The 19960-nt window shown below is 38.7% G+C and carries 21 protein-coding genes and 1 tRNA gene; 18 read left to right on the top strand and 4 right to left on the bottom strand.

Going from position 1 to position 19960, the window contains the following annotated elements:
• Positions 1-42: 42 nt before the first annotated feature.
• The 9 genes from RHP56_RS07120 to RHP56_RS07080 all read left to right on the top strand — a co-directional run bounded on the left by RHP56_RS07120 (position 43) and on the right by RHP56_RS07080 (position 8010).
• Entirely contained in the window at positions 43-525 is a 483-nt protein-coding gene (locus tag RHP56_RS07120) for a methylated-DNA--[protein]-cysteine S-methyltransferase (RefSeq protein WP_102753163.1), read from the top strand.
• Between the two features lie 75 nt (positions 526-600).
• A complete protein-coding gene (rimM, locus tag RHP56_RS07115; RefSeq protein WP_011680158.1) occupies positions 601-1122 on the top strand; it encodes a ribosome maturation factor RimM in 522 nt (173 codons plus the stop codon).
• The gene (gene trmD / locus RHP56_RS07110; RefSeq protein WP_014324968.1) at positions 1122-1853 is read left to right on the top strand and encodes a tRNA (guanosine(37)-N1)-methyltransferase TrmD; all 732 of its coding nucleotides are present in this window, start codon (positions 1122-1124) and stop codon (positions 1851-1853) included. The genes rimM and trmD overlap by 1 nt, the downstream gene beginning before the upstream one ends.
• 109 nt (positions 1854-1962) lie before the next feature.
• Positions 1963-2916 (top strand): ketopantoate reductase family protein, encoded by a 954-nt coding sequence (locus RHP56_RS07105; RefSeq protein WP_041775202.1) that lies wholly within the window; start codon positions 1963-1965, stop codon positions 2914-2916.
• A 60-nt stretch (positions 2917-2976) separates the two neighbouring features.
• Positions 2977-3492: a peptide-methionine (S)-S-oxide reductase MsrA gene (gene msrA, locus RHP56_RS07100; protein WP_002815174.1), complete on the top strand. Its 516-nt coding sequence runs from the start codon at positions 2977-2979 to the stop codon at positions 3490-3492.
• 125 nt (positions 3493-3617) lie between these two features.
• Positions 3618-4574 (top strand): ribonuclease Z, encoded by a 957-nt coding sequence (gene rnz / locus RHP56_RS07095; RefSeq protein ID WP_129870234.1) that lies wholly within the window; start codon positions 3618-3620, stop codon positions 4572-4574.
• Positions 4561-6528: a single-stranded-DNA-specific exonuclease RecJ gene (recJ, locus tag RHP56_RS07090; RefSeq protein WP_025268303.1), complete on the top strand. Its 1968-nt coding sequence runs from the start codon at positions 4561-4563 to the stop codon at positions 6526-6528. Before rnz ends, recJ begins: the two co-directional genes overlap by 14 nt.
• A 34-nt stretch (positions 6529-6562) precedes the next feature.
• Positions 6563-7093, top strand: coding sequence for an adenine phosphoribosyltransferase (locus RHP56_RS07085; protein ID WP_011680153.1), 531 nt, complete (start codon positions 6563-6565; stop codon positions 7091-7093).
• Between the two features lie 80 nt (positions 7094-7173).
• Positions 7174-8010, top strand: coding sequence for a DUF368 domain-containing protein (locus tag RHP56_RS07080; RefSeq protein ID WP_011680152.1), 837 nt, complete (start codon positions 7174-7176; stop codon positions 8008-8010).
• Positions 8011-8050: 40 nt separating this feature from the next.
• Here the strand turns inward: RHP56_RS07080 and RHP56_RS07075 are convergent, their stop codons facing one another.
• Together RHP56_RS07075 and RHP56_RS07070 are read right to left on the bottom strand one after the other, a co-directional pair.
• On the bottom strand, positions 8051-8755 hold the full coding sequence (locus RHP56_RS07075; protein ID WP_011680151.1) for a class I SAM-dependent methyltransferase: 705 nt from the start codon (positions 8753-8755) through the stop codon (positions 8051-8053).
• Positions 8739-9059 carry a hypothetical protein gene (locus RHP56_RS07070; protein WP_002815162.1) on the bottom strand — a complete coding sequence of 107 codons (321 nt, stop codon included), beginning with the start codon at positions 9057-9059 and terminating at the stop codon, positions 8739-8741. The genes RHP56_RS07075 and RHP56_RS07070 overlap by 17 nt, the downstream gene beginning before the upstream one ends.
• A gap of 379 nt (positions 9060-9438) precedes the next feature.
• Between RHP56_RS07070 and RHP56_RS07065 the strand changes: the two genes are divergently transcribed.
• Positions 9439-10581 carry a PTS sugar transporter subunit IIC gene (locus RHP56_RS07065; RefSeq protein WP_011680149.1) on the top strand — a complete coding sequence of 381 codons (1143 nt, stop codon included), beginning with the start codon at positions 9439-9441 and terminating at the stop codon, positions 10579-10581.
• A 41-nt stretch (positions 10582-10622) separates the two neighbouring features.
• Here the strand turns inward: RHP56_RS07065 and RHP56_RS07060 are convergent, their stop codons facing one another.
• The gene (locus RHP56_RS07060; protein WP_462794676.1) at positions 10623-11162 is read right to left on the bottom strand and encodes an LURP-one-related/scramblase family protein; all 540 of its coding nucleotides are present in this window, start codon (positions 11160-11162) and stop codon (positions 10623-10625) included.
• A gap of 48 nt (positions 11163-11210) precedes the next feature.
• Here RHP56_RS07060 and RHP56_RS07055 point away from each other — a divergent pair, with 48 nt between their 5' ends.
• Complete coding sequence (locus tag RHP56_RS07055; protein ID WP_011680148.1) at positions 11211-11873, top strand: uracil-DNA glycosylase; 663 nt, start codon at positions 11211-11213, stop codon at positions 11871-11873.
• Between the two features lie 105 nt (positions 11874-11978).
• Positions 11979-12959 (top strand): phosphate acetyltransferase, encoded by a 981-nt coding sequence (gene pta / locus RHP56_RS07050; protein ID WP_462794675.1) that lies wholly within the window; start codon positions 11979-11981, stop codon positions 12957-12959.
• A 43-nt stretch (positions 12960-13002) separates the two neighbouring features.
• On the opposite strand, the gene RHP56_RS07045 is transcribed toward pta, so the two are convergent.
• A tRNA-Leu gene (locus RHP56_RS07045) sits at positions 13003-13086 on the bottom strand.
• Positions 13087-13326: 240 nt separating this feature from the next.
• On the opposite strand from RHP56_RS07045, the gene serC reads away from it, so the two are divergent.
• From serC to RHP56_RS07015, 6 genes are all read left to right on the top strand, one after another.
• The gene (gene serC, locus RHP56_RS07040) at positions 13327-14415 is read left to right on the top strand and encodes a 3-phosphoserine/phosphohydroxythreonine transaminase (protein ID WP_011680146.1); all 1089 of its coding nucleotides are present in this window, start codon (positions 13327-13329) and stop codon (positions 14413-14415) included.
• Positions 14412-15590 carry a 3-phosphoglycerate dehydrogenase family protein gene (locus tag RHP56_RS07035; protein WP_014324961.1) on the top strand — a complete coding sequence of 393 codons (1179 nt, stop codon included), beginning with the start codon at positions 14412-14414 and terminating at the stop codon, positions 15588-15590. The genes serC and RHP56_RS07035 overlap by 4 nt, the downstream gene beginning before the upstream one ends.
• A 16-nt stretch (positions 15591-15606) precedes the next feature.
• A complete protein-coding gene (locus RHP56_RS07030; protein ID WP_011680144.1) occupies positions 15607-16095 on the top strand; it encodes a phosphatidylglycerophosphatase A family protein in 489 nt (162 codons plus the stop codon).
• Between the two features lie 84 nt (positions 16096-16179).
• Positions 16180-16902, top strand: coding sequence for a YebC/PmpR family DNA-binding transcriptional regulator (locus tag RHP56_RS07025; protein ID WP_002815151.1), 723 nt, complete (start codon positions 16180-16182; stop codon positions 16900-16902).
• A gap of 345 nt (positions 16903-17247) precedes the next feature.
• Positions 17248-18531: an adenylosuccinate synthase gene (locus tag RHP56_RS07020; protein ID WP_011680143.1), complete on the top strand. Its 1284-nt coding sequence runs from the start codon at positions 17248-17250 to the stop codon at positions 18529-18531.
• 188 nt (positions 18532-18719) lie between these two features.
• Positions 18720-19946: an argininosuccinate synthase gene (locus RHP56_RS07015; RefSeq protein ID WP_102753168.1), complete on the top strand. Its 1227-nt coding sequence runs from the start codon at positions 18720-18722 to the stop codon at positions 19944-19946.
• Positions 19947-19960: the final 14 nt, after the last annotated feature.

Here is a 19960-nt window from a genome sequence, read left to right as displayed (position 1 = left end):
TATTACTTATTGGGTTTTACACAAAAATGTCATGGTGAAGTAATGATAAAATATGAAACAATCTCTTTTTTAAACGGTAAACTAACATTATTTAAAAAGAATGATCAAATTGTGTGCATTAGTCTAGCTGATGATGGTGTTAGCGAATTTTTAAATGACTTTCCAGAATATGAATTAGAACAGCAAGTATTGCCAGAAACAAGTCTTTTTCGAGCGTATGCTGCTGGTGAAAAGATTGATTTCTCGCGGATTAAGATTGGGTACCTTAAGTCCACTGCCTTTCAAAGAGAGGTATGGCAGGCCCTAAATACCTGTCATGAATTATTAACGTACGAGCAGTTCGCAAAAAAGATTAATCATACCACTGCTGTTCGCGCTGTAGCGACAGCGATTGGTAAAAATCCTATTCCAATTATTAATGCCTGTCATCATATCTTACCTAAGAGTGGTGGTGTGGGTAAGTATAGATACGGTACTGACATTAAAAGAAAATTATTAGTATTAGAAAACCTATTAGAGAAGTGAGAAACAGTGCGTCAGTGAGATTTTATGACGCACTTTTTTTGTATTTCCGTTTGTAAAACCTGATACAATAGACTTATGACTAATACAGAAAATTATTTTAAAGTTGGCACAATCGTAAACACACATGGTATTCGTGGTGAAGTGAAAATCATGGCGATTACTGATTTTGCTCAAGATCGCTTCAAAAAGGGAGCAGATCTATTTATTGATACAAAACAGGGACGTATCCCTGTCAAAGTGCAGTCATCACGACTACATAAAAACATGTGGTTGGTTTTATTTGTTGGCGTAACCAACATTAATGAAATTGAAAAATATAAAGGTGATGATGTTTATATTGAAGGTACAGCTCGTCCAGAATTAGAAGACGATCAGTACTATTACGATGAAATTATCGATAGCACTGTGGTTGATTTGGATGGTAACAAAATCGGTGTTGTCAAGGAAATTATGGAAACAGGAGCGAATGATGTTTGGATAGTTCAACGTGACGGTCAATCAGATGCCTTGATTCCTATGATTGATGATGTTGTTAAATCAGTTGATGTTGACGCCAAATTAATTACAATTGACGCTTTAGAAGGGTTATTAGATTAATGAGAATAGATGTTTTAAGCTTATTTCCCGACATGTTTGCACCAATGCGCCAATCAATTATTGGCAAAGCGATTGATAAAGGGGCGTTAGACTTTCAAGTGACTGATTTTCGAAATTTCACCGAAAATAAGCATAATAACGTAGATGATTATCCATTTGGTGGCGGCGCTGGCATGTTATTAACACCACAACCAATATTTGATGCGATGGCCTCTGTTGAAAAGCAAGCTGGTGGCAAAGGACGTGTGATCCTGTTGGATCCAGCTGGTAGACAGTTCAACCACGAAGTTGCCCAAGAATTAGCTACTTATGACCATTTAACTTTTGTTGCTGGTCATTACGAAGGGTATGATGAGCGCATTCGAGAATTAGTCGATGATGAAATTTCACTAGGTGACTATGTTTTGACAGGTGGAGAACTCGGCGCGATGGTTATTATCGATGCCACAGTACGTTTTCTGCCCGAAATTTTAGGTAATGCAGCAAGTGCTGAGGGAGATTCTTTTGAAGATGGTTTGTTAGAATTTCCGCAGTACACACGACCAGCTGATTTTCGGGGACGAATGGTTCCGGAAGTCTTGACTAGTGGTAATCACGCCAAAATTGCTGAGTGGCGATTAAAGGAGTCATTGCGCCGTACTTATTTACGCCGACCTGATTTATTAGAAAAGCGGCAGTTAACGCAACAAGAGCGGGACTTGCTGGATAATATAAAGAGTGAAGAACAGTAAAAAGTTTTGTGAGAAAAAGTAACAGAACTAGCAAACAGATATGGAGGAAATGCGTTTAGCTATTTCAGGTATTGTGAATAAATACCTGATTACTCACGCTTCTAAAATTATGAAAATAGCAATAGCAGGGTTTGGTGCTTTAGGCGCTCGAGTTGGTGTGATGTTACAACAAGCTGGCCATGAAGTTACAGGAATTGATGGCTGGGCTGCACATATCGCTGCCATAAGCACAGATGGGTTAACAGTGCATCAAGATGATGGGGCAACAAAAAAATATTATATTCCTGTTATGACAGCTAAAGAAATTGATGGTAAGTTTGACCTTATTATTTTGTTAACGAAGACCCCTCAATTAGATATGATGTTAACAGATATCAAGCACATTATTACTAAGAATACCAAGCTGTTGGTTCTTTCTAATGGTCTTGGTAATATTGAGGTCATGGAAAAGCATGTTAATCGCAATCAAATTTTGGCTGGTGTGACTTTGTGGACATCAGAATTAATTAATCCTGGTGAAATTCGCGTGACGGGAACTGGGTCCATCAAATTACAGGCAATCGGTGAGGCTAACGCTAAACCAATTGTATCGGCTCTGAATAAGGCTGGTCTCAATGTGACATTATCTCAAAATGTCATTGAAGCAATTTGGCATAAAGCGGGAATTAACTCTGTCCTTAACCCGTTAACAGTTTTGTTAGATGCAAATATTGCAGAGTTCGGTATGGCTGGAAATGGTATGGATTTATCACTAAATATTCTGGATGAAATAAAAAAAATTGGTGAGTTAGAAGGAATTAACGTTGATGTAAACGCGATCATGAAGGATTTAGCCTTACTCATACGACCTGAAAATGCTGGAAATCATTACCCATCAATGTATCAAGATATTAAAGCTGGTAAACATACAGAAATCGATTTTTTAAACGGTTACTTCGCTAAATTAGGATCTGAACATGATGTAGCTATGCCATTTAATGCTCTGGTAACAAGATTAATTCACGCTAAAGAAGATATTGAGCGAACAAAGTTAGCTAAAAAACAGGAAACTTTTGAAATTTAATCTTAATTAAAGTAAAATGAGTGTAACTGCTTTTACTTTTAATTTGTAAGGAGAAATAACATGGCAATAGAAACTGCAATATTTGCTGGTGGCTGCTTTTGGTGCATGGTTCAACCATTTGATTCTTTGGATGGCATAGAAAAGGTTCGTTCAGGCTATACTGGTGGTCATGTTGAAAATCCAACTTATGAGCAAGTACTAACACATACTACAGGACACACAGAAGCTGTTAAAATTTGGTTTGATTCCGAAAAAATAAGTTATCGTGAACTAGTCGAAATATATTGGGAACAGACTGATCCAACTGATGCAATGGGTCAATTCCAAGACCGCGGTGATAACTACCGTCCAGTGATTTTTGTAAATAGTCCTGAACAACGTGAGATTGCTGAAGAATCTAGAGCCGCATTAGCAGCTTCAAATCGTTTTGATGAACCCATCGTGACGAAAATTGAAGACGCCAAACCATTTTATGAAGCAGAAGAGTATCACCAGGATTTTTACAAGAAGGATCCAGAACGAGAAGCACTAGAAATGGCACAACGCTTGCAATTTAAAGCTGATAAGTGGAATTGAATTTAACCAATATATTTTAAGTTAAATTCAATTTAAATGATATGAAAGTGAGCGGAAACGCTCATTTTTTGTTATAATTGACTAGTTATGAACGTTATTAAGAAAGCGCTCAGTAGGTAAAATGAATGCAACTTCAATTTCTCGGGACTGGCTCTGGCCAACCATCTAAATTTAGAAATGTTACAAGTATTGCGCTTCGCCTTTTAGACGAACGCAATGCTGTGTGGCTTTTTGATGTTGGTGAAGCAACGCAACATCAAATTTTAAAAACCACTTTGCGACCACGTAAAGTTGAAAAAATATTTATTACACATTTGCATGGTGATCATATATTTGGATTGCCGGGATTCTTAAGCTCACGTTCCTTTCAAGGTGCTGATAAAAATGAGCCCTTAACTATATATGGGCCTAAGGGTGTTAAAGAATTTGTTCAAACGGCACTACGAATTTCCGAAACACGTCTATCGTATCCAATTGAGTATGTTGACTTAACTGAAGGTGTCATCTTTGAAGATCATACTTTTCAAGTTGTTGCCGCACCAATGCGTCATCGTATTGAGACCTGGGGATTTCGTGTGATAGAGAAAGATCATCCAGGCGAACTATTAGTTGATAAACTAAAGCAGGAAAATATTCCTTCTGGACCAGTATATGGACAACTCAAAGCAGGAAAAACAGTTACACTACCAGATGGGCGTATCGTTAATGGTCATGATTTCATTGGTAAAGCCCAAAAAGGTCGTATAGTAACTTTCATTTTAGACACTCGTCCTAATGATAATGTAGAGTGGTTAGCAAAAAATGCCGATGTTCTGGTGCATGAGAGTACCTATGGTTCAAGCGAAGAAGAGGCGAAAATGGCCAAAGCCCATGCCCATTCAACAAGTGCAAATGCTGCAAGTGTGGCTCGTCGGGCACATGTAAACAAATTAGTATTGACACATCTTTCAGCTCGCTATATTGGGCCGATGGTTAAAGAATTAATACACGATGTCCGTCGCAACTTTGCTAACACGTATGTGGCACGCGACTTTGACATTATTGATATTCCTTTTAAGAAAGATAGTAATGAATCAAAATAATTGGAACATTCTGCCACAACCAAGTGAAAAGGTTGTTCGGCAGTTAAGCGCACAACTAAATATTAGTCAATTTATGTCAACAATTGTGGCTCAAAGGGGTTATACAGATTCAGAAGCAGCTTTTAAATATCTACAACCAAGTGTAGAACAATTGCATGATCCCATGTTACTTCATGATATGGATAGAACCATTGAGCGTCTACAGGACGCAGCTTTTGGTGGTGAAAAGATTGTTGTGTACGGTGATTATGATATGGATGGTGTCACTAGTACAGCAATTATGGTTGAAGCCTTAGAAGTATTGGGGGCAGATGTAACACCTTACATACCTAATCGCTTTTCAGATGGCTATGGGCCAAATATTGATACGTATAAAAAACTTATTGCTGATGGTGCACAATTGATTGTGACAGTAGATAACGGTGTTAGTGGTCAAGAAGCTGTTGAATATGCGATGAGTCAAGGTATTGATGTCATTATTACTGATCATCACGAAATGCCTGCCACATTGCCAAACGCTTATGCCGTTATTCACCCAAGACATCCAAAAGGCCAGTATCCATTTGGTGATTTATCTGGCGCTGGTGTTGCTTTCAAAGTTGCCCAAGCATTATTAAATGAAGGGCAACCAGTTGAGGATCAAACAGAGCTACCAACTGAGTTGTTGGATCTCGTTGCGTTAGGTGAAATTTCTGATATGGTGTCTTTGACTGACGAAAACAGGGTTCTAGTTTCATGGGGATTGAAACAAATTAATGTTTCGCCACGTCCGGGTCTAACCGCAGTTTTGAAAAATGCGGGTAAGAAAGATAATGAACCAGTTATTTCAGAAACCGTTTCATTTAAGATTGCCCCTCGCTTAAATGCTGTTGGTCGATTAGGGGATGCTAGCTTATCTCTACAACTTTTGTTAAGTCAAGATCCAGAAGAATCAACTGCCATTGCTTCTGAAGTTGAGGCCATTAATGCGCAACGTCAAGAAATTGTTGAAGAGGTATTTGGGTCTGCAAAACAAATGGCTTTGTCAGACGAGTACAAAAATGATCAAGTCTTGGTTATTGCTGGTCAAGATTGGCATCAAGGAATTTTGGGTATTGTGGCTAGTCGATTGGTGGAACTATTACAAAAACCAACAATTGTTTTAAGTTTAACGGATGGTGTTTATAAAGGATCTGGTCGGACTTTTGGTGATTTTGACCTCTATCAATTTATGAATACCTTTCACGATTTGTATGATACGTTTGGTGGGCATGCCAGTGCACTAGGACTAGCTATTTCCCCAGAGCAACTAGATGTATTAAAAGAGCAAGTTCGTTTGAACTCAGCTAAATTACAAATTCATGCCAAGCCGATTAGTATTAATACGACACTGTCGGTTAATGAAATCAGCACTGAAACGTATGAAGAACTACGCCTGCTTGAACCTTTCGGTACTGGAAATCAGCAACCAGTGTTTGGATTGCAGCAACCAAAAATTAATAAAGTAACAACCATGGGAAACTTAAAGCAACATATTAAGTTAGCTTTAGAAAATAATGTTGAAGCAGTTGGCTTTAACCATCCAGATTGGGTGCCTATGGTTGCTAATCCAGTAGGGATATCATTTGCTGCGACTCTGGGTATTAATTATTTCCGTGGGCGCAAAACGATACAGCTTCTACTAACTGCTATTAATACATCAGAGGCAACTGATGAAAATGCTGCTCATAAAAAGTTTTTTGCTCAAGTATATAAATTCATTTACGCACATCAGGATCTAAATTTTGCGCAGAACTTGGATAAAATAGCGAAACAGTTAAATATCAATAAGAACGATTTGAATATTATGATTCAAGTATTTATTGAATTAGGATTCGTGCATGTTACCAATGGATTTGTTACAATTATTTCGGGAGCAGCACAAAAACCCTTAACCACGTCAATAACATACCAAAAGTATTTGGCAAATCGTTAAAAAGAAAGTATGAGCGATAGCTCTGAGATTTAGAATGACAGTAGATTTACATGATTTTGTTGCAACAGTTGAAGATTACCCCGAACCAGGTGTTAGTTTTCGTGATATTTCACCATTGATGGGTGATGGTGTGGCCTATAAGCAAGCAGTAGATGCTATTGCTGATTTTGCTAAACATTTAAACGTTGATTTAATTGCTGGTCCTGAATCACGTGGATTTATTGTAGGTTCTCCGCTGGCGTATGCGATGAATATCGGCTTTGTTCCAGCTCGTAAAGGTGGCAAACTACCTCGTGAAGCTGTATCAGCATCATACACATTAGAGTATGGTGGTGTTAATGAGTTAGAAATTCATAAAGATGCTATTAAGCCAGGACAACGTGTGCTGATTGTTGATGATTTACTAGCGACAGGTGGCACTATTAATGCTACACGTGAAATTATTGAAAAACTTGGTGGCATCGTTGCTGGTGTAGCTTTTATTATAGAATTAGAAAGCTTGCAAGGCCGTGAAAAAATTATGAAAGCTGGTGAAGTGCCATTCCTAGCTTTAATGGAATATTAAGTTTTTTTAAGCTTAGTGTAATTGGCAGTATGCCGTAAAATACTTAGAACAATAATATACATTATATTGAGGTGCTACTGATGAACAATAGTAACATTAAAGAGTGGTTTATACGCTTTTTCAAAGGGATATTCATTGCTCTAGGGTTTATTCTTCCTGGTGTATCCGGTGGCGTATTAGCAGCAATTCTTGGCTTGTACGAACGAATGCTGAACTTCATGGCGCATTTGAGGCAGAATTTTAAGAAAGATTTTTGGTTTTTTCTACCAGTGGGTTTGGGTGGTATCGCTGGTATTATTTTATTAAGCCGACCATTAGAATTTTTGCTTGTTGAATATAAAGCAATTATTTTGTGGGGGTTTGCTGGTGCCATTGTTGGTACTTTACCAGCTCTGACAAAGGAAAGTGGCAAGCATGGGCGGAGCCCGAGCGATTGGATATTATTCATCGTCACAATAGTTGCTGGTGGATTATTCCTATATAATATGACGGCCATCTTTGGGACGATGCCAATTAATTTCTTTTCTTGGATGTTGGCGGGGGCACTAATCGCGTTAGGCGTTATTGTCCCGGGATTAAGTCCATCAAACCTGTTGCTATACCTAGGATTATTTGACCCAATGTTAGCCGGATTTAAACGTGCTGATATAAGTGTATTTTTGCCAATAGCACTTGGTGGTATGTTGACATTAATCCTTTTTTCAAAATTAATGAACTATCTTTTACATCACTATTATGCTAAGGTATACCATTTCATTTTAGGTATTGTTGTGGTGTCAACGCTTTTAATTGTTATTCCACCAGTCGCTGATTATAGTGGCTTTAACATAATGAGCGGATTTATAAGTTTTATCTTATTCATCCTCGGTGTATGGGCTGGTCACTGGATGAGCGGCTTAGAAGAAAAGTACAAATAAAAAACGATCATGTGATAATTTCTATCGCCAGATCGTTTTTTTATTGTACTAACCAAACTTGATCACTAATAAAATCAAATGGTTGATGATGTTGATTTAATTTTTTGGGGCGTGCTAGTTTTGCATTCTGCCAAAATAATTGTGAATTGGTTGCGCCATTTTTTTCACCAATGACAATAAAATCACCATTAAAGTGTTGCGCACGTAGGCCTTGTAGAACTTGCCAGTCCGTTTCATCTGTATCAGGTGCCCAGCTTAGAATAACCACATCATAGGACATTGCTTTTATAGCTTCCAATGCATCTAAACAGATAACTTCTGTCCATAAATCAGGATGCTGTATATCTTGACCGTGCCAGTCGAAGTTATCTGTTGCGATGACGTTATTGCCAAAAAGGCGCAATTGGCTAGAAATAACGCCATTTCCTGACATGATTTCTAAAACTCGTCGGCCATCAATAAATTGATTTAAATCCGATAACCAAAGCTTATTTGGCAAATGCCAGACGCCAAAAGACTTAATAATTGTTTGTCGAAATTCAGAAAGTAAATCATCAAGAGGCATCAGTCGTAAATCGGATAGAATATCTTGACTAGAAAAACTAAGTTGAGGTAGGGGGTTTTCGGGTAAAGTATGCTGAGCAAGGGACTGTAATGCCTTACGAGCTGCATTTATTTTAACCAACGTATCTGGGCTGTCAGAAAATTGCTGAGCATATTGCGCTAGTTTAATCTTCATCGTCATTTGTTACATCACGTCGATGGTTTACCTTGGTACCGTCCTTACTAATATGTATGTTGAAATGTTTACCATTTCTAACAAACTCAAATTCGTTATCTTTGATATTTTTTCTGAAACGCCAAAATGCAACTAAGCCAATAATGCCAGCAACAGCAGCTATAATTAAGGCAACGAAGAGTGCAATGCCAATAACGCTAAGTACGACCGGAACTGCTACGCCAATAATTGTTAAAATGACAGGAATCAAAATTAACAGCCCAATAATCGCTGTAACCACGGCCCCAATAAATTGAAATATCTGTTTCATAATATTTTTCCTCCTTGTTTATTATACTATAGTTTTGGAGAGTTTTATTAGATTTATAAAAAAGTATTGACATATAAATGTTATTAGGGTATATTATTACTCATAGAAACAAGCGAGTAATTCGCTCAAAAAATGGAGACGCATCATGGCTAAAAATGTACAAGCACATCAAAATAACGCACTCCTCCTCAACCTCCTTCTCATTTGAGTCTAGTAGGTTGTTATTTGAGCAATAATCAGCTACTAGACTTTACTAAAAGAGTCAGAGTAGCTGGTTAGGTAGGAAACGTCCTAACGAGCAATCGTTGGGACGTTTTATTTTTCTCAACGATTGTTAGTAGCTCATATTGGAATTAAGTTATTAAACAGGAGAAATAACATGGCACAAAACGCAATTACACCACAACATAAAATTGATACAGATCAAATTAAAGAAAAAGTAGCTCAAGAAAAAGAGTCAGTTCGTGACACTGTTTATAAAGTCAGTGCAGCTGTCTCAAACGCCATTTTGGTTACCTTGGGTATGGGATTGTTGCTGCAGACGATTGCAGGGTTCATCCACTGGGCACCAATGGTCCAAATGGGTGCAATCACTAAAATTATGTTACCAGCAGCATTTGGCGCCGCGATTGCATCACAAATGAAAACGAATACAATGGTTATGTTTAGTGCGATGGCTGCCTCAGCGGTTGGTGCTAACGCTGTTTTCTTCACAGATAAAGCCGTGGAGGGTGTGACAGCAACCGGATACGCTGGTGCACAAGCCGCTGGTTCAGCCATAATGACCACTGGACAACCAATTTCAGCTGTTATGGCTGGTGTGATTGCCGTATTGTTTGGTAAGTGGTTGAGTGGTAAGACACCATTAGATATGGTCATTGTACCGGCGGCGACCACAATTGTTGGCACGGTGTCAGGGTACTACTTGGCAGCTGTTACGACACCGGCATTGGTCGCAATCGGAAAGTTTATTGCTTCGAGTGTTGCAGTTAACCCAATTATTGGTACAGCCATTGTTGCAATGGCCTTTGGTGCAATGACCATGACACCAGCCTCCGCAGCAGCTTTAGCTGTGGCAATTGGTGCAACAGGTGTAACTTCACCAGAGGCTGCAGGAGCAATCTTAATTGGTACAACGGCTGTATTCGTTGGCTTCCCTGCAATGTCATTTCATGAAAATAAAATTGGCGCAACAATTGCTCAAGGTATTGTTACACCAAAAATTCAATTTCCAAATTTGACTGAAAATCCTGCCTTGATTATTCCACCAATGATTGGCGCAGCAATTGCTGCACCAATCGCAACAATCGCGTTTAATGTTACTGCACCTTTCTCAATGGCTGGTATTGGATTTAATTCATTTATCGTTCCGTTGGCATTGGCTGGTTCAAATCCTGCTGCATTTGCTGCTTACATGATTATCGGTGTAGGTGTTCCCGTGATTGTTTCATTTGTTGGTTATCGTTTCATGCGTAAAATGGGTTGGGCAAAGCCACAACAATTGCACTTGGAGATGATTTAATATAAAAAAGCATGAGTCGCTAATTGAGACATCATGCTTTTTTATTTTGTGTATGTTGAGCGATAGGATAAGTTATTTGGCCCTTTGAGCCAGTTAAAGTGTTTTAATGGATTTGATTTTACGCCCCAAATATCGAGTAACGCTGCAATTGCAATATGAACAGGAGCCTGAGCATCAAATGTGACATTCAATTGATTATATAGACCATCTGGTCGATTTTCCGGTTTCACACTAAGCAATTTTTTGGTATTGTGGTATATGAAGTATCGATTTGCAATGAAATTACCAGATATTAACCAGCTTAAATGTCGAACATAAACAAAGTCACTAATATGGCCTAGTGTAAAACTAATTGACCCGACGATATGCCCACGGTAGTTGAGGGTAAATCTTGGTATAATACCATAAGATGTTTGGCGGATGCGCACCAAAACGCGACCGGACATGTCTTGAACTTGAATTTCGTCAGATTTTTTACCAGAACGGCCAGACACTAAATATGACGCTTTAAAATCTTGGTCGAAAACAATGTTGACGCCATCATTAATACTATGTCGTTGACGTAAGTGATATTTTGTCATTTGCAAACCTCGTATTCAATTACAAGTTTATCACGAAAGAAGAAGAAAATGCCATTATCACATACAACTTGGGCACCAGCTGTTAAGGCCAAGTTAAATCCTGAGTATTTAAAACAAGTCGCGCAGTTTATTCAATCAACTTACCGGGAAGATGCTCATATTTTTCCACAGCAAAAAAATATATTTGCTGCTCTTGAGAAAACACCTTTGCCTGAGACGAAAGTGGTCATCATGGGGCAAGATCCATATCACAATATTGGTCAGGCCCAAGGATTGAGCTTCTCAGTTCCTGAAAACGTGCCAGCACCACCTTCCTTACAGAATATTTTAAAAGAGCTTTCGACAGATGTTGGGCCTCGTCAATCACATGATTTAACCAGCTGGTCCACACAAGGTGTATTGCTACTAAATGCTGTCTTAACAGTTCCAGAAGGGCAGGCTAATGCGCACCAAGGGAAAATTTGGGAGCCGTTGACGGACAGTTTGATCCAAATTGCTTCTGAAGATGATGCACCGAAAGTTTTTATTTTGTGGGGAAAGTTTGCCCAATCGAAACGTCAATTTATTGATGAGTCGAAGCATCTCGTCTTAATGAGTGCCCATCCAAGCCCACTATCAGCTTACCGTGGCTTTTTTGGAAGTCAACCGTTCTCAAAAGCAAATCACTTTTTAGTTGCTAAGGGGCGACAACCTATTGATTGGCTTAAATGAGTGAATAAATTCACAAATATTGCTAAATACACAGACTTTTGTGTAGTTGTCTGTTACAATTAAATTGTAAATAATTAATTCGTAGCAGCGAATTTGGAGGAATTTATGGAACTTTTTGAGCAATTAAAAAATAAAATTACCGGTCAAAATAAGACAATTGTATTTCCGGAAGGTGAAGATCCCCGTATCCAGGGCGCAGCTATCAGATTAGCAGCTGATAATTTGATCGAGCCAATATTATTGGGGGATGCACAGGAAATTTCAAAAACTGCCCAAGCCCATAACTTTGATTTGTCGAACATAGAGACGATTGATCCTGCTTCATATGATGAGAATGAATTGGCAAAATTAAATGCGACACTTGTCGAAAGGCGCAAAGGGAAAACAGACGCTGAGACAGCTGCCAAATGGCTACAAAATGTTAACTATTTTGGGACAATGCTGGTTTATACTGGCAAAGCTGACGGCATGGTGTCAGGCGCAGTACATCCAACTGGTGATACAGTTCGTCCTGCGTTGCAGATCATTAAAACGGCGCCTGGCTCATCACGTATCTCTGGTGCATTCATTATGCAAAAAGGCGAAGAGCGTTATGTATTTGCGGACGCTGCCATTAACATTGACATTGATTCGGACACGATGGCTGAAATTGCAATACAATCAGCCCACACAGCTCAAGTGTTTGATATTGAACCAAAAGTTGTGATGCTTTCATTTTCAACTAAGGGCTCCGCGAAATCACCCTTGGTCGATAAGGTGGCAACTGCCACTGCATTGGCTAAGAAGTTAGCACCTGAACTGGCGGACTCAATTGATGGAGAGTTACAGTTTGATGCTGCGTTTGTTGAATCTGTTGCTGCCGCAAAGGCGCCTGATTCAAAAGTCGCAGGTAAAGCGAACACATTTATTTTCCCAAGTCTAGAAGCAGGTAATATTGGCTATAAAATTGCACAACGCTTGGGTGGGTTTGAAGCGATTGGACCTATTTTACAAGGCTTAGCAAAGCCTGTTTCTGATTTATCGCGAGGAGCCAATGAAGAGGATGTTTATAAAGTAGCTATTATTACTGCTGCGCAAGCATTATAAGTATATAAAAAAAGACCTAACTGAAAAGTTAAGTCTTTTTTTATGCGGATAACAGGAATCGAACCTGCACGGTGTTGCCACCATACCGACCTGAACGGTACGCGTCTGCCAGTTCCGCCATATCCGCGGTTCAACTTTTTTATTATACCTGAAAAAGTAAGGGTTGACAAATTTTTCTGGTATAGTACTATTAAATTATTCAAAGAAGCAGGGATGTATTATGAACAAATTATTCTTCAATCAAACATCATCCTCCACTCGACCACTCATGTGATCGGGATTCTTTGCGTACAGATAACGTAGAAATGACGGACAACATGGGTGTGTATACTTGTGTTGTCTTTTTGTATATTGAAAGGGATTTTTAATGACAAACTATAATTTTTCTGCTGGTCCAGGTGTTCTACCAACGCCAGTTCTCACTAAGATTAAAAATGAATTCATCAAAAATGAATTCACGCATATGTCCATCATAGAAATCTCGCATCGCTCCACGCAATTTGAAGAAATCATTAACAGCGCTGAAGAACGTTTGCGTGATTTGATGAATATATCAGATGATTATGGTGTTGCATTTATTCAGGGTGGGGGATCCACGCAATTTGAAATGTTACCACTTAACTTTGCCAATAATAAGAATAGAATTGCTGTTTTAGATTCAGGTAACTTTGCCTCAAAGGCAGCGCAGGCAGCAGTTACTATTGGTAAACAAGCAACAATTTTGGACAGCTCCAAAGTGGATCATTATCATCATTTACCTATGTTATCTACAGATTTCAACGCCGATGAGTATGATTACCTACATCTAACGACCAATAACACAATCGAGGGTGCTACCTACCATCAATCGATTTTGCCTAAAACCGTTGGTCGATTAACAGCAGATATGAGTTCAAATATTTTGGCAGAGCCATATGATGTCAATGATTTTGATGCTATTTTTGCGGGGGCGCAAAAGAACCTTGGGCCAGCTGGTGTTACGGTTGCTATCGTCAAAAAAGATTGGTTAAAAGAACAAAATATTGAAAATGTAGGTTCAATGTTGCGTTATCAAAACTACTTGGACAAGCATTCAATGTATAATACACCGCCAGTATTTTCGATTTACGCTCTGAACTTAGTGCTTGAGTGGGTACAAGAGCAGGGAGGCGTTGACAGTATGTATGCGCAAAATATTGAGAAGTCTTCAAAATTGTATGATTACCTAGATAACTCTACATTTTATCATGCATTGGTTGATGAATCGGCACGTTCACTGACAAACGTTGTCTTTACTACAGCAGACTTAGAACGAGATCAAGCAATAGCCAAAGACGCAACTAAAGAAGGTTTATTTAATTTAAGTGGTCATCGGTCGGTTGGTGGTTTCCGTGCTTCATTATACAATGCACAACCTATTGAAGCAGTTGATGCCTTAATTACATTTTTGAAGAAAGCAGAAAATAATTACAAATGACAAATATTAAAACTTATAATGCTATTAGTTCTAAAGGACTGGACTATTTGAAAGACCATCACTACGACATTAACGGTAATGATGCGCCAAAAGGCATCTTGTTACGTTCACAAAATTTACACGATGAACCAATCGATGATAATGTTCGTGCCATTGTTCGTGCTGGTGCTGGCTTTAATAATATTCCTGTTGAGGAATTATCAAAACGTGGTATTGCTATTTTTAATACGCCTGGTGGGAATGCAAATGCCGTGAAAGAACTAACAATTGCATCACTAGTTTTGGCAGCACGACCAGTAGTTGGTGCTATACAATTTGCTAATGATACACGGGGCGGGGATGTGTCTTTGCGCACAGAGTCAAATAAAGGTGGTTACCGTGGCACAGAACTAGCAGGAAAGAAACTGGGTGTTATTGGGTTAGGAAACGTTGGATCAAAAGTTGCTAACACCGCCTTAGCTCTTGATATGGACGTTATTGGTTATGATCCTGGGTTGAATGCCAATACAGCTTGGCGTGTCGATCGTCATATTGTTCATGCAAGAAGTGTTGAGGAAGTATTAGAGCAAGCCGACTATGTGACTGTTCATATTCCATTAGAAGAGAAAAATCGTTATTTCATTGATGCGGATAAATTGCATCTGATGAAGCCAACGGCTGCGTTACTCAACTTGTCAAGAGGCGGCATTGTTGATGATGAAGCTGCAAAGGAAGCGTTGGATAGTGATCAGTTACGTGTCTATATCACTGATTTTGCTGACAGTGTTTTGTTTGATAATCCTAAGGTTATTATTACGCCGCATATTGGTGGATCAACTATTGAAGCAGAGGACACGAGTGCTTTGATGGCTGCACGTCAACTAGATGAGTATTTAACAACAGGAAATATTGTAAATTCAGTTAATTATCCAGATATTAATGAACCATTCACGACTAAGTATCGCGTTGGTATTATTCACGAAAACGTGCCGAATATGTTGGGACAAATTTCAAAGTTCTTTGGTGATCATAATATCAACATTGAACAGTTAAGTAATCGTGCTGTTGGAAATTATGCCTATACAATGGTGGCAATTAACGACTTTACTGAAGAACAACAAGAGTTGGTAAAAACGGCTTTGGATGAAATTCCACACGTTATCTTAACTCGTCGTTATGTTAACCCAAGAATATAAAGAAGGAAAAACCAAAATGACTAAAGAATTACAAGAATCAGCAATCACAACGCTCGCACGTCGAGGTGTGACTACCAATGATATCGCCGAAGGCACACGTACATTTTTGAGTGGCAAATACAAAGATACCATTAATGAAGAAGTATTGGCCAAATCTATTGCACATGTTCTTTACAAAGATGAAGTAGCTGATATTATTTTGACTGCGATATACCTTGATGAGCAAGCAGAAGTTATGCCCGATGACCAACCCTTAAAAGCACGCTTGCAACGCGATGCCAATGGTCATAATGTTGATGAAATTTTGGCAATTGCAATTACGCAACAATTTTCTGCGGCTGCAACAGTGCATTATGGTTTGTTAGATGACCTAAAGCCAGGGTTAATTGGAGAAATTAACGACAAGACCGATAGCATTAATGTTTACTTAGACGATATTTTGGCAGCATTGATTGCCAGTTCAGCAATGTCATATTTGGAGCTTTTGGGCGGTAATCAATATTAATGATTTAAACTGTGCTTACTGGAAATTGTAGTTATTTTTTGTTAAAATAGAAGCGTTATTCATTAATTTCAAGGAGATGACACAATGTCAGGACATAGTAAATGGCATAACATTCAAGGTCGTAAAAACGCCCAAGATGCTAAGCGTGGTAAAATTTTTCAAAAGATAGCGCACGACTTATATGTTGCTGCAAAGGCCGGCGGTGCAGATCCAGATATGAACGCGTCATTGCGATTAGTTGTTGAAAAAGCTAAGGCCGCTAACATGCCTAAGGAAAACATACAACGTGCGTTAGATAAGGCTTCTGGCGCAAATGGCGCTAAGTTTGAAGAAGTCACTTACGAAGGGTATGGTACTGCTGGGGTAGCTGTTCTCGTCGAAGCGTCTACAGATAATATTAACCGCACGGTATCAAGTGTTCGTAACTCATTCAAGCACGCTGGCGGTGCATTGGGAACTTCAGGATCAGTGGCATTTCAGTTTGATCGCAGGGGTTATCTTGCTATTGATCGTAGTGCGTTTCCCGATCTAGACGAAGACACAGTGCTAGAGGCTGCGTTGGAAGCAGGTGCGGAGGACGTGCAAACTTCTGATGATGTTTTTGAAATCTATACAGAGCCAGCTGATTTCCAAGCTGTTGAATCGGCTTTGACAGAAGCTGGATATGTTTTTGAAGACGCAGAAGTGACAATGATCGCTCAAAATCCAATGGACATTTCAGAAGAAGATCGTGAGAAGTTGGATAAGTTAGTCGATGAATTAGAAGATAATGAAGACGTTTTGGCAGTTTACACAACCGCTGATTAGGTAGGTAAAATACATCAATGGATGTATTTTTTTTTACAATTACTTTCAAAAAGGACAATAATTGTCTTTCATATTTAGCTGAAAGAGCAATAAACTAAGACATACACTATAAATGTTAGAAATAATTAGTAATATTCTCAAAATATAATTTATAATTATGGTAAAATGGATAAGTAAAAAGCGATTAACGTATTTAATGTTCGTTTTTTACTAAAAAAGCAACATTGATAGAGGGACACTCACGGATAGGTGCAAACAGATTAACTATTTTTTGTAATAGTTAGTTTTCTCCGACAAGCCTATCCCGTCTGAAAGCAGCTATTAGTGTTATAGGAGAAAAAATATATGTCTGGTGTAATTGTTGTTGGTTCGCAATGGGGTGATGAAGGAAAAGGAAAGATCGTTGACTTTTTCGCGGAACATGCGGACGCAGTAGTGCGTTATCAAGGTGGTAATAACGCAGGACACACAATTTGGCATGGTGATACAAAATTTGAGTTATCAGCATTGCCATCAGGAATTGTCACAAAGGGACAACTTGCTATTTTGGGTAACGGTGTGGTTATTAATCCAGAAGCATTGTTAGCAGAAATAAAAGAAGTTGAATCTCAGGGTGTTACAGTTGAAAATTTGATTATTTCAAATCGTGCGCATGTGATTATGCCTTATCATATCGCATTAGACAAAGCATCTGAAACAGCATCAAATAATCGTATTGGTACAACAAAAAAGGGTATCGGCCCAGCTTATACAGATAAAATTTCACGTGTTGGTATTCGTGTTGCTGATTTAATTGACCCTGAAATTTTTGGTAAGTTATTAAAAGAGTACTTACCATTCAAGAATGCGCAATTAACCAAGTTATATGGTGAAGAAGCGCTTGACTATAATGAAATATATGATAAATATGTTGAATATGGTCGTCAATTGGCACCGTATGTCACTGATACATCTTACTTACTTGGTCAACAAATGAAAGAAAACAAACGTGTAGTTTTCGAAGGAGCCCAAGGGGTCATGTTAGATGTAGACCACGGCACATACCCATTTGTTACTAGTTCAAATCCAACTGCTGGTGGCGTTATGAATGGCGCGGGTGTAGGGCCAAAGCAAATTCAAGATGTTGTGGGCGTTATTAAAGCTTATACATCACGCGTTGGCTCAGGACCATTCCCCACAGAATTGTTTAATGATACAGCGGACCATATTCGTGAAATTGGTCATGAATACGGTGTTGTGACAAAGCGCCCACGCCGAATTGGTTGGTTAGATGCTGTTGCATTGCGTCATGCAGTGCAAGTATCTGGCTTAACGAAACTAGCTATTAATTCATTAGATGTTTTATCTGGGTTAAAAGAAGTTAAAATTGCAACATCATATACTTATAAAGGTGAAGAAATTCATCATTTCCCAGCATCAGATACTTGGTTCCAAGGACTAGATGTTAATTTTGAGACATTGCCTGGTTGGGATGAAGATATTACTGATGTCACGAAGTTTGACGAATTACCAATTAATGCACAAAACTATTTGAAAAGAATTTCTGAATTATTGGAAGTTGATCTATTAAGTTTCGCTGTTGGCCCTAAGCCAGAACAGACACATTTATTGCGCCCAGTTTGGGAATAAACAGTACAATTAATAAAGCAAATAAGATGAATAAATTCGTCTTATCTGCTTTTTTTATTAAATATACAATAAAATAGCATATATTCACTTTTATACTGTATATAAACGAAATATTATTGCATATTTAATCAAACGGGGTTAATATATAATCATCGAATAGCTAAAGAAAAAATGATGAGGGCAAAATTATGACAGACACATTAGTATTAGCATACTCCGGCGGTTTAGATACTTCAGTAGCCATTCCTTGGTTAAAGGATAAAGGGTACGATGTTATCGCAGTTGTTTTGGACGTTGGGCAACATGGCAAGAATTTAAATGAAATTCAAGCAAAAGCCTTAAAAGTTGGTGCCAAACAATCAATCGTTATCGATGCAAAAGCTGAATTTGCAGATAAATATGTTGCACCAGTTATTAAAGCTAACATGATGTATGAAGGCGAATATCCAATGGTATCAGCCTTGTCTCGTCCATTAATCATCAAAAAGTTAGTTGATATCGCACATGAAAATGATGCCGTTGCGATTGCGCATGGCTCAACGGGTCATGGTAACGATCAAGTACGTTTCGAGGCCGCAATTCATGCATTGGACCCTGACATGAAGATTGAAGCACCCATTCGTGATTTCCAGTGGTCACGTGAAGAAGAGATTCAATATGCACAAGAACATGATGTTCCGGTACCTATTGATTTAGATTCACCATACTCAATTGATGAGAACTTATGGGGACGTGCCAATGAAGCTGGCATCTTAGAAAACCCATGGAACCAAGCGCCAGAAGATGCATTTGCATTAACAACTGCCATTGAAGATGCACCAGATACACCAGAATTTATCGATGTTACTTTCGAAGCTGGTGTGCCAGTTGCGCTTAATGGTGAAGTATTGTCATTAGAAAAGCTCATTGTGACGGTTAATGAGATTGCTGGAAAGCATGGTATTGGCCGTATCGATCATATTGAAAATCGTTTGGTTGGCATTAAGTCACGTGAGATTTATGAAGCACCAGCTGCAGCTGTACTGATGACAGCACATAAGGATTTGGAAGATTTGACACTAGAGCGTGATGTTGCTCATTTCAAGCCAATTGTGGAACAACAGCTAGCTAATTTGGTTTATGAAGCGAAGTGGGTATCACCATTGTTTGATAGTTTAATGGCCTTTATTGATAGCACACAACAAAATGTCAATGGTGTGGTTAAGATGAAGTTGTTTAAGGGTAATGCCACTGCGGTTGCCCGTCAATCTGAACACAACTCACTATACGATGAAGATTTGGCAACATATACATCATCATCATCATTTGATCAAGCATCTGCGGTAGGCTTTATCAAATTGTGGACACTAAGTAATACGGTTTATGAACAAGTCAACCATGTCCATTCACAAGCGAAAAAGAACACAGTGAAATAAAAAATACGAGCCTA

The organism is Leuconostoc sp. C5 (assembly GCF_056530425.1).
Note: the sequence above shows the minus strand (reverse complement) of the source record. Positions and strands in the feature narration are given on the sequence as shown.

Excerpts from the sequence above, each read along its gene's own strand:
- RHP56_RS07070 (WP_002815162.1), bottom strand. The coding sequence starts at position 9,059 with ATGAAACAGATATTTCAATTTATTGGGGCCGTGGTTACAGCGATTATT.
- RHP56_RS07085 (WP_011680153.1), top strand. The coding sequence starts at position 6,563 with ATGACAGTAGATTTACATGATTTTGTTGCAACAGTTGAAGATTACCCC.
- rimM (WP_011680158.1), top strand. The coding sequence starts at position 601 with ATGACTAATACAGAAAATTATTTTAAAGTTGGCACAATCGTAAACACA.
- trmD (WP_014324968.1), top strand. The coding sequence starts at position 1,122 with ATGAGAATAGATGTTTTAAGCTTATTTCCCGACATGTTTGCACCAATG.
- RHP56_RS07075 (WP_011680151.1), bottom strand. The coding sequence starts at position 8,755 with ATGACGATGAAGATTAAACTAGCGCAATATGCTCAGCAATTTTCTGAC.
- RHP56_RS07030 (WP_011680144.1), top strand. The coding sequence starts at position 15,607 with ATGACTAAAGAATTACAAGAATCAGCAATCACAACGCTCGCACGTCGA.
- serC (WP_011680146.1), top strand. The coding sequence starts at position 13,327 with ATGACAAACTATAATTTTTCTGCTGGTCCAGGTGTTCTACCAACGCCA.
- RHP56_RS07020 (WP_011680143.1), top strand. The coding sequence starts at position 17,248 with ATGTCTGGTGTAATTGTTGTTGGTTCGCAATGGGGTGATGAAGGAAAA.
- RHP56_RS07060 (WP_462794676.1), bottom strand. The coding sequence starts at position 11,162 with ATGACAAAATATCACTTACGTCAACGACATAGTATTAATGATGGCGTC.
- RHP56_RS07035 (WP_014324961.1), top strand. The coding sequence starts at position 14,412 with ATGACAAATATTAAAACTTATAATGCTATTAGTTCTAAAGGACTGGAC.
- rnz (WP_129870234.1), top strand. The coding sequence starts at position 3,618 with ATGCAACTTCAATTTCTCGGGACTGGCTCTGGCCAACCATCTAAATTT.
- RHP56_RS07055 (WP_011680148.1), top strand. The coding sequence starts at position 11,211 with ATGCCATTATCACATACAACTTGGGCACCAGCTGTTAAGGCCAAGTTA.
- RHP56_RS07065 (WP_011680149.1), top strand. The coding sequence starts at position 9,439 with ATGGCACAAAACGCAATTACACCACAACATAAAATTGATACAGATCAA.
- RHP56_RS07015 (WP_102753168.1), top strand. The coding sequence starts at position 18,720 with ATGACAGACACATTAGTATTAGCATACTCCGGCGGTTTAGATACTTCA.
- RHP56_RS07080 (WP_011680152.1), top strand. The coding sequence starts at position 7,174 with ATGAACAATAGTAACATTAAAGAGTGGTTTATACGCTTTTTCAAAGGG.
- recJ (WP_025268303.1), top strand. The coding sequence starts at position 4,561 with ATGAATCAAAATAATTGGAACATTCTGCCACAACCAAGTGAAAAGGTT.
- pta (WP_462794675.1), top strand. The coding sequence starts at position 11,979 with ATGGAACTTTTTGAGCAATTAAAAAATAAAATTACCGGTCAAAATAAG.
- RHP56_RS07120 (WP_102753163.1), top strand. The coding sequence starts at position 43 with ATGATAAAATATGAAACAATCTCTTTTTTAAACGGTAAACTAACATTA.
- msrA (WP_002815174.1), top strand. The coding sequence starts at position 2,977 with ATGGCAATAGAAACTGCAATATTTGCTGGTGGCTGCTTTTGGTGCATG.
- RHP56_RS07025 (WP_002815151.1), top strand. The coding sequence starts at position 16,180 with ATGTCAGGACATAGTAAATGGCATAACATTCAAGGTCGTAAAAACGCC.
- RHP56_RS07105 (WP_041775202.1), top strand. The coding sequence starts at position 1,963 with ATGAAAATAGCAATAGCAGGGTTTGGTGCTTTAGGCGCTCGAGTTGGT.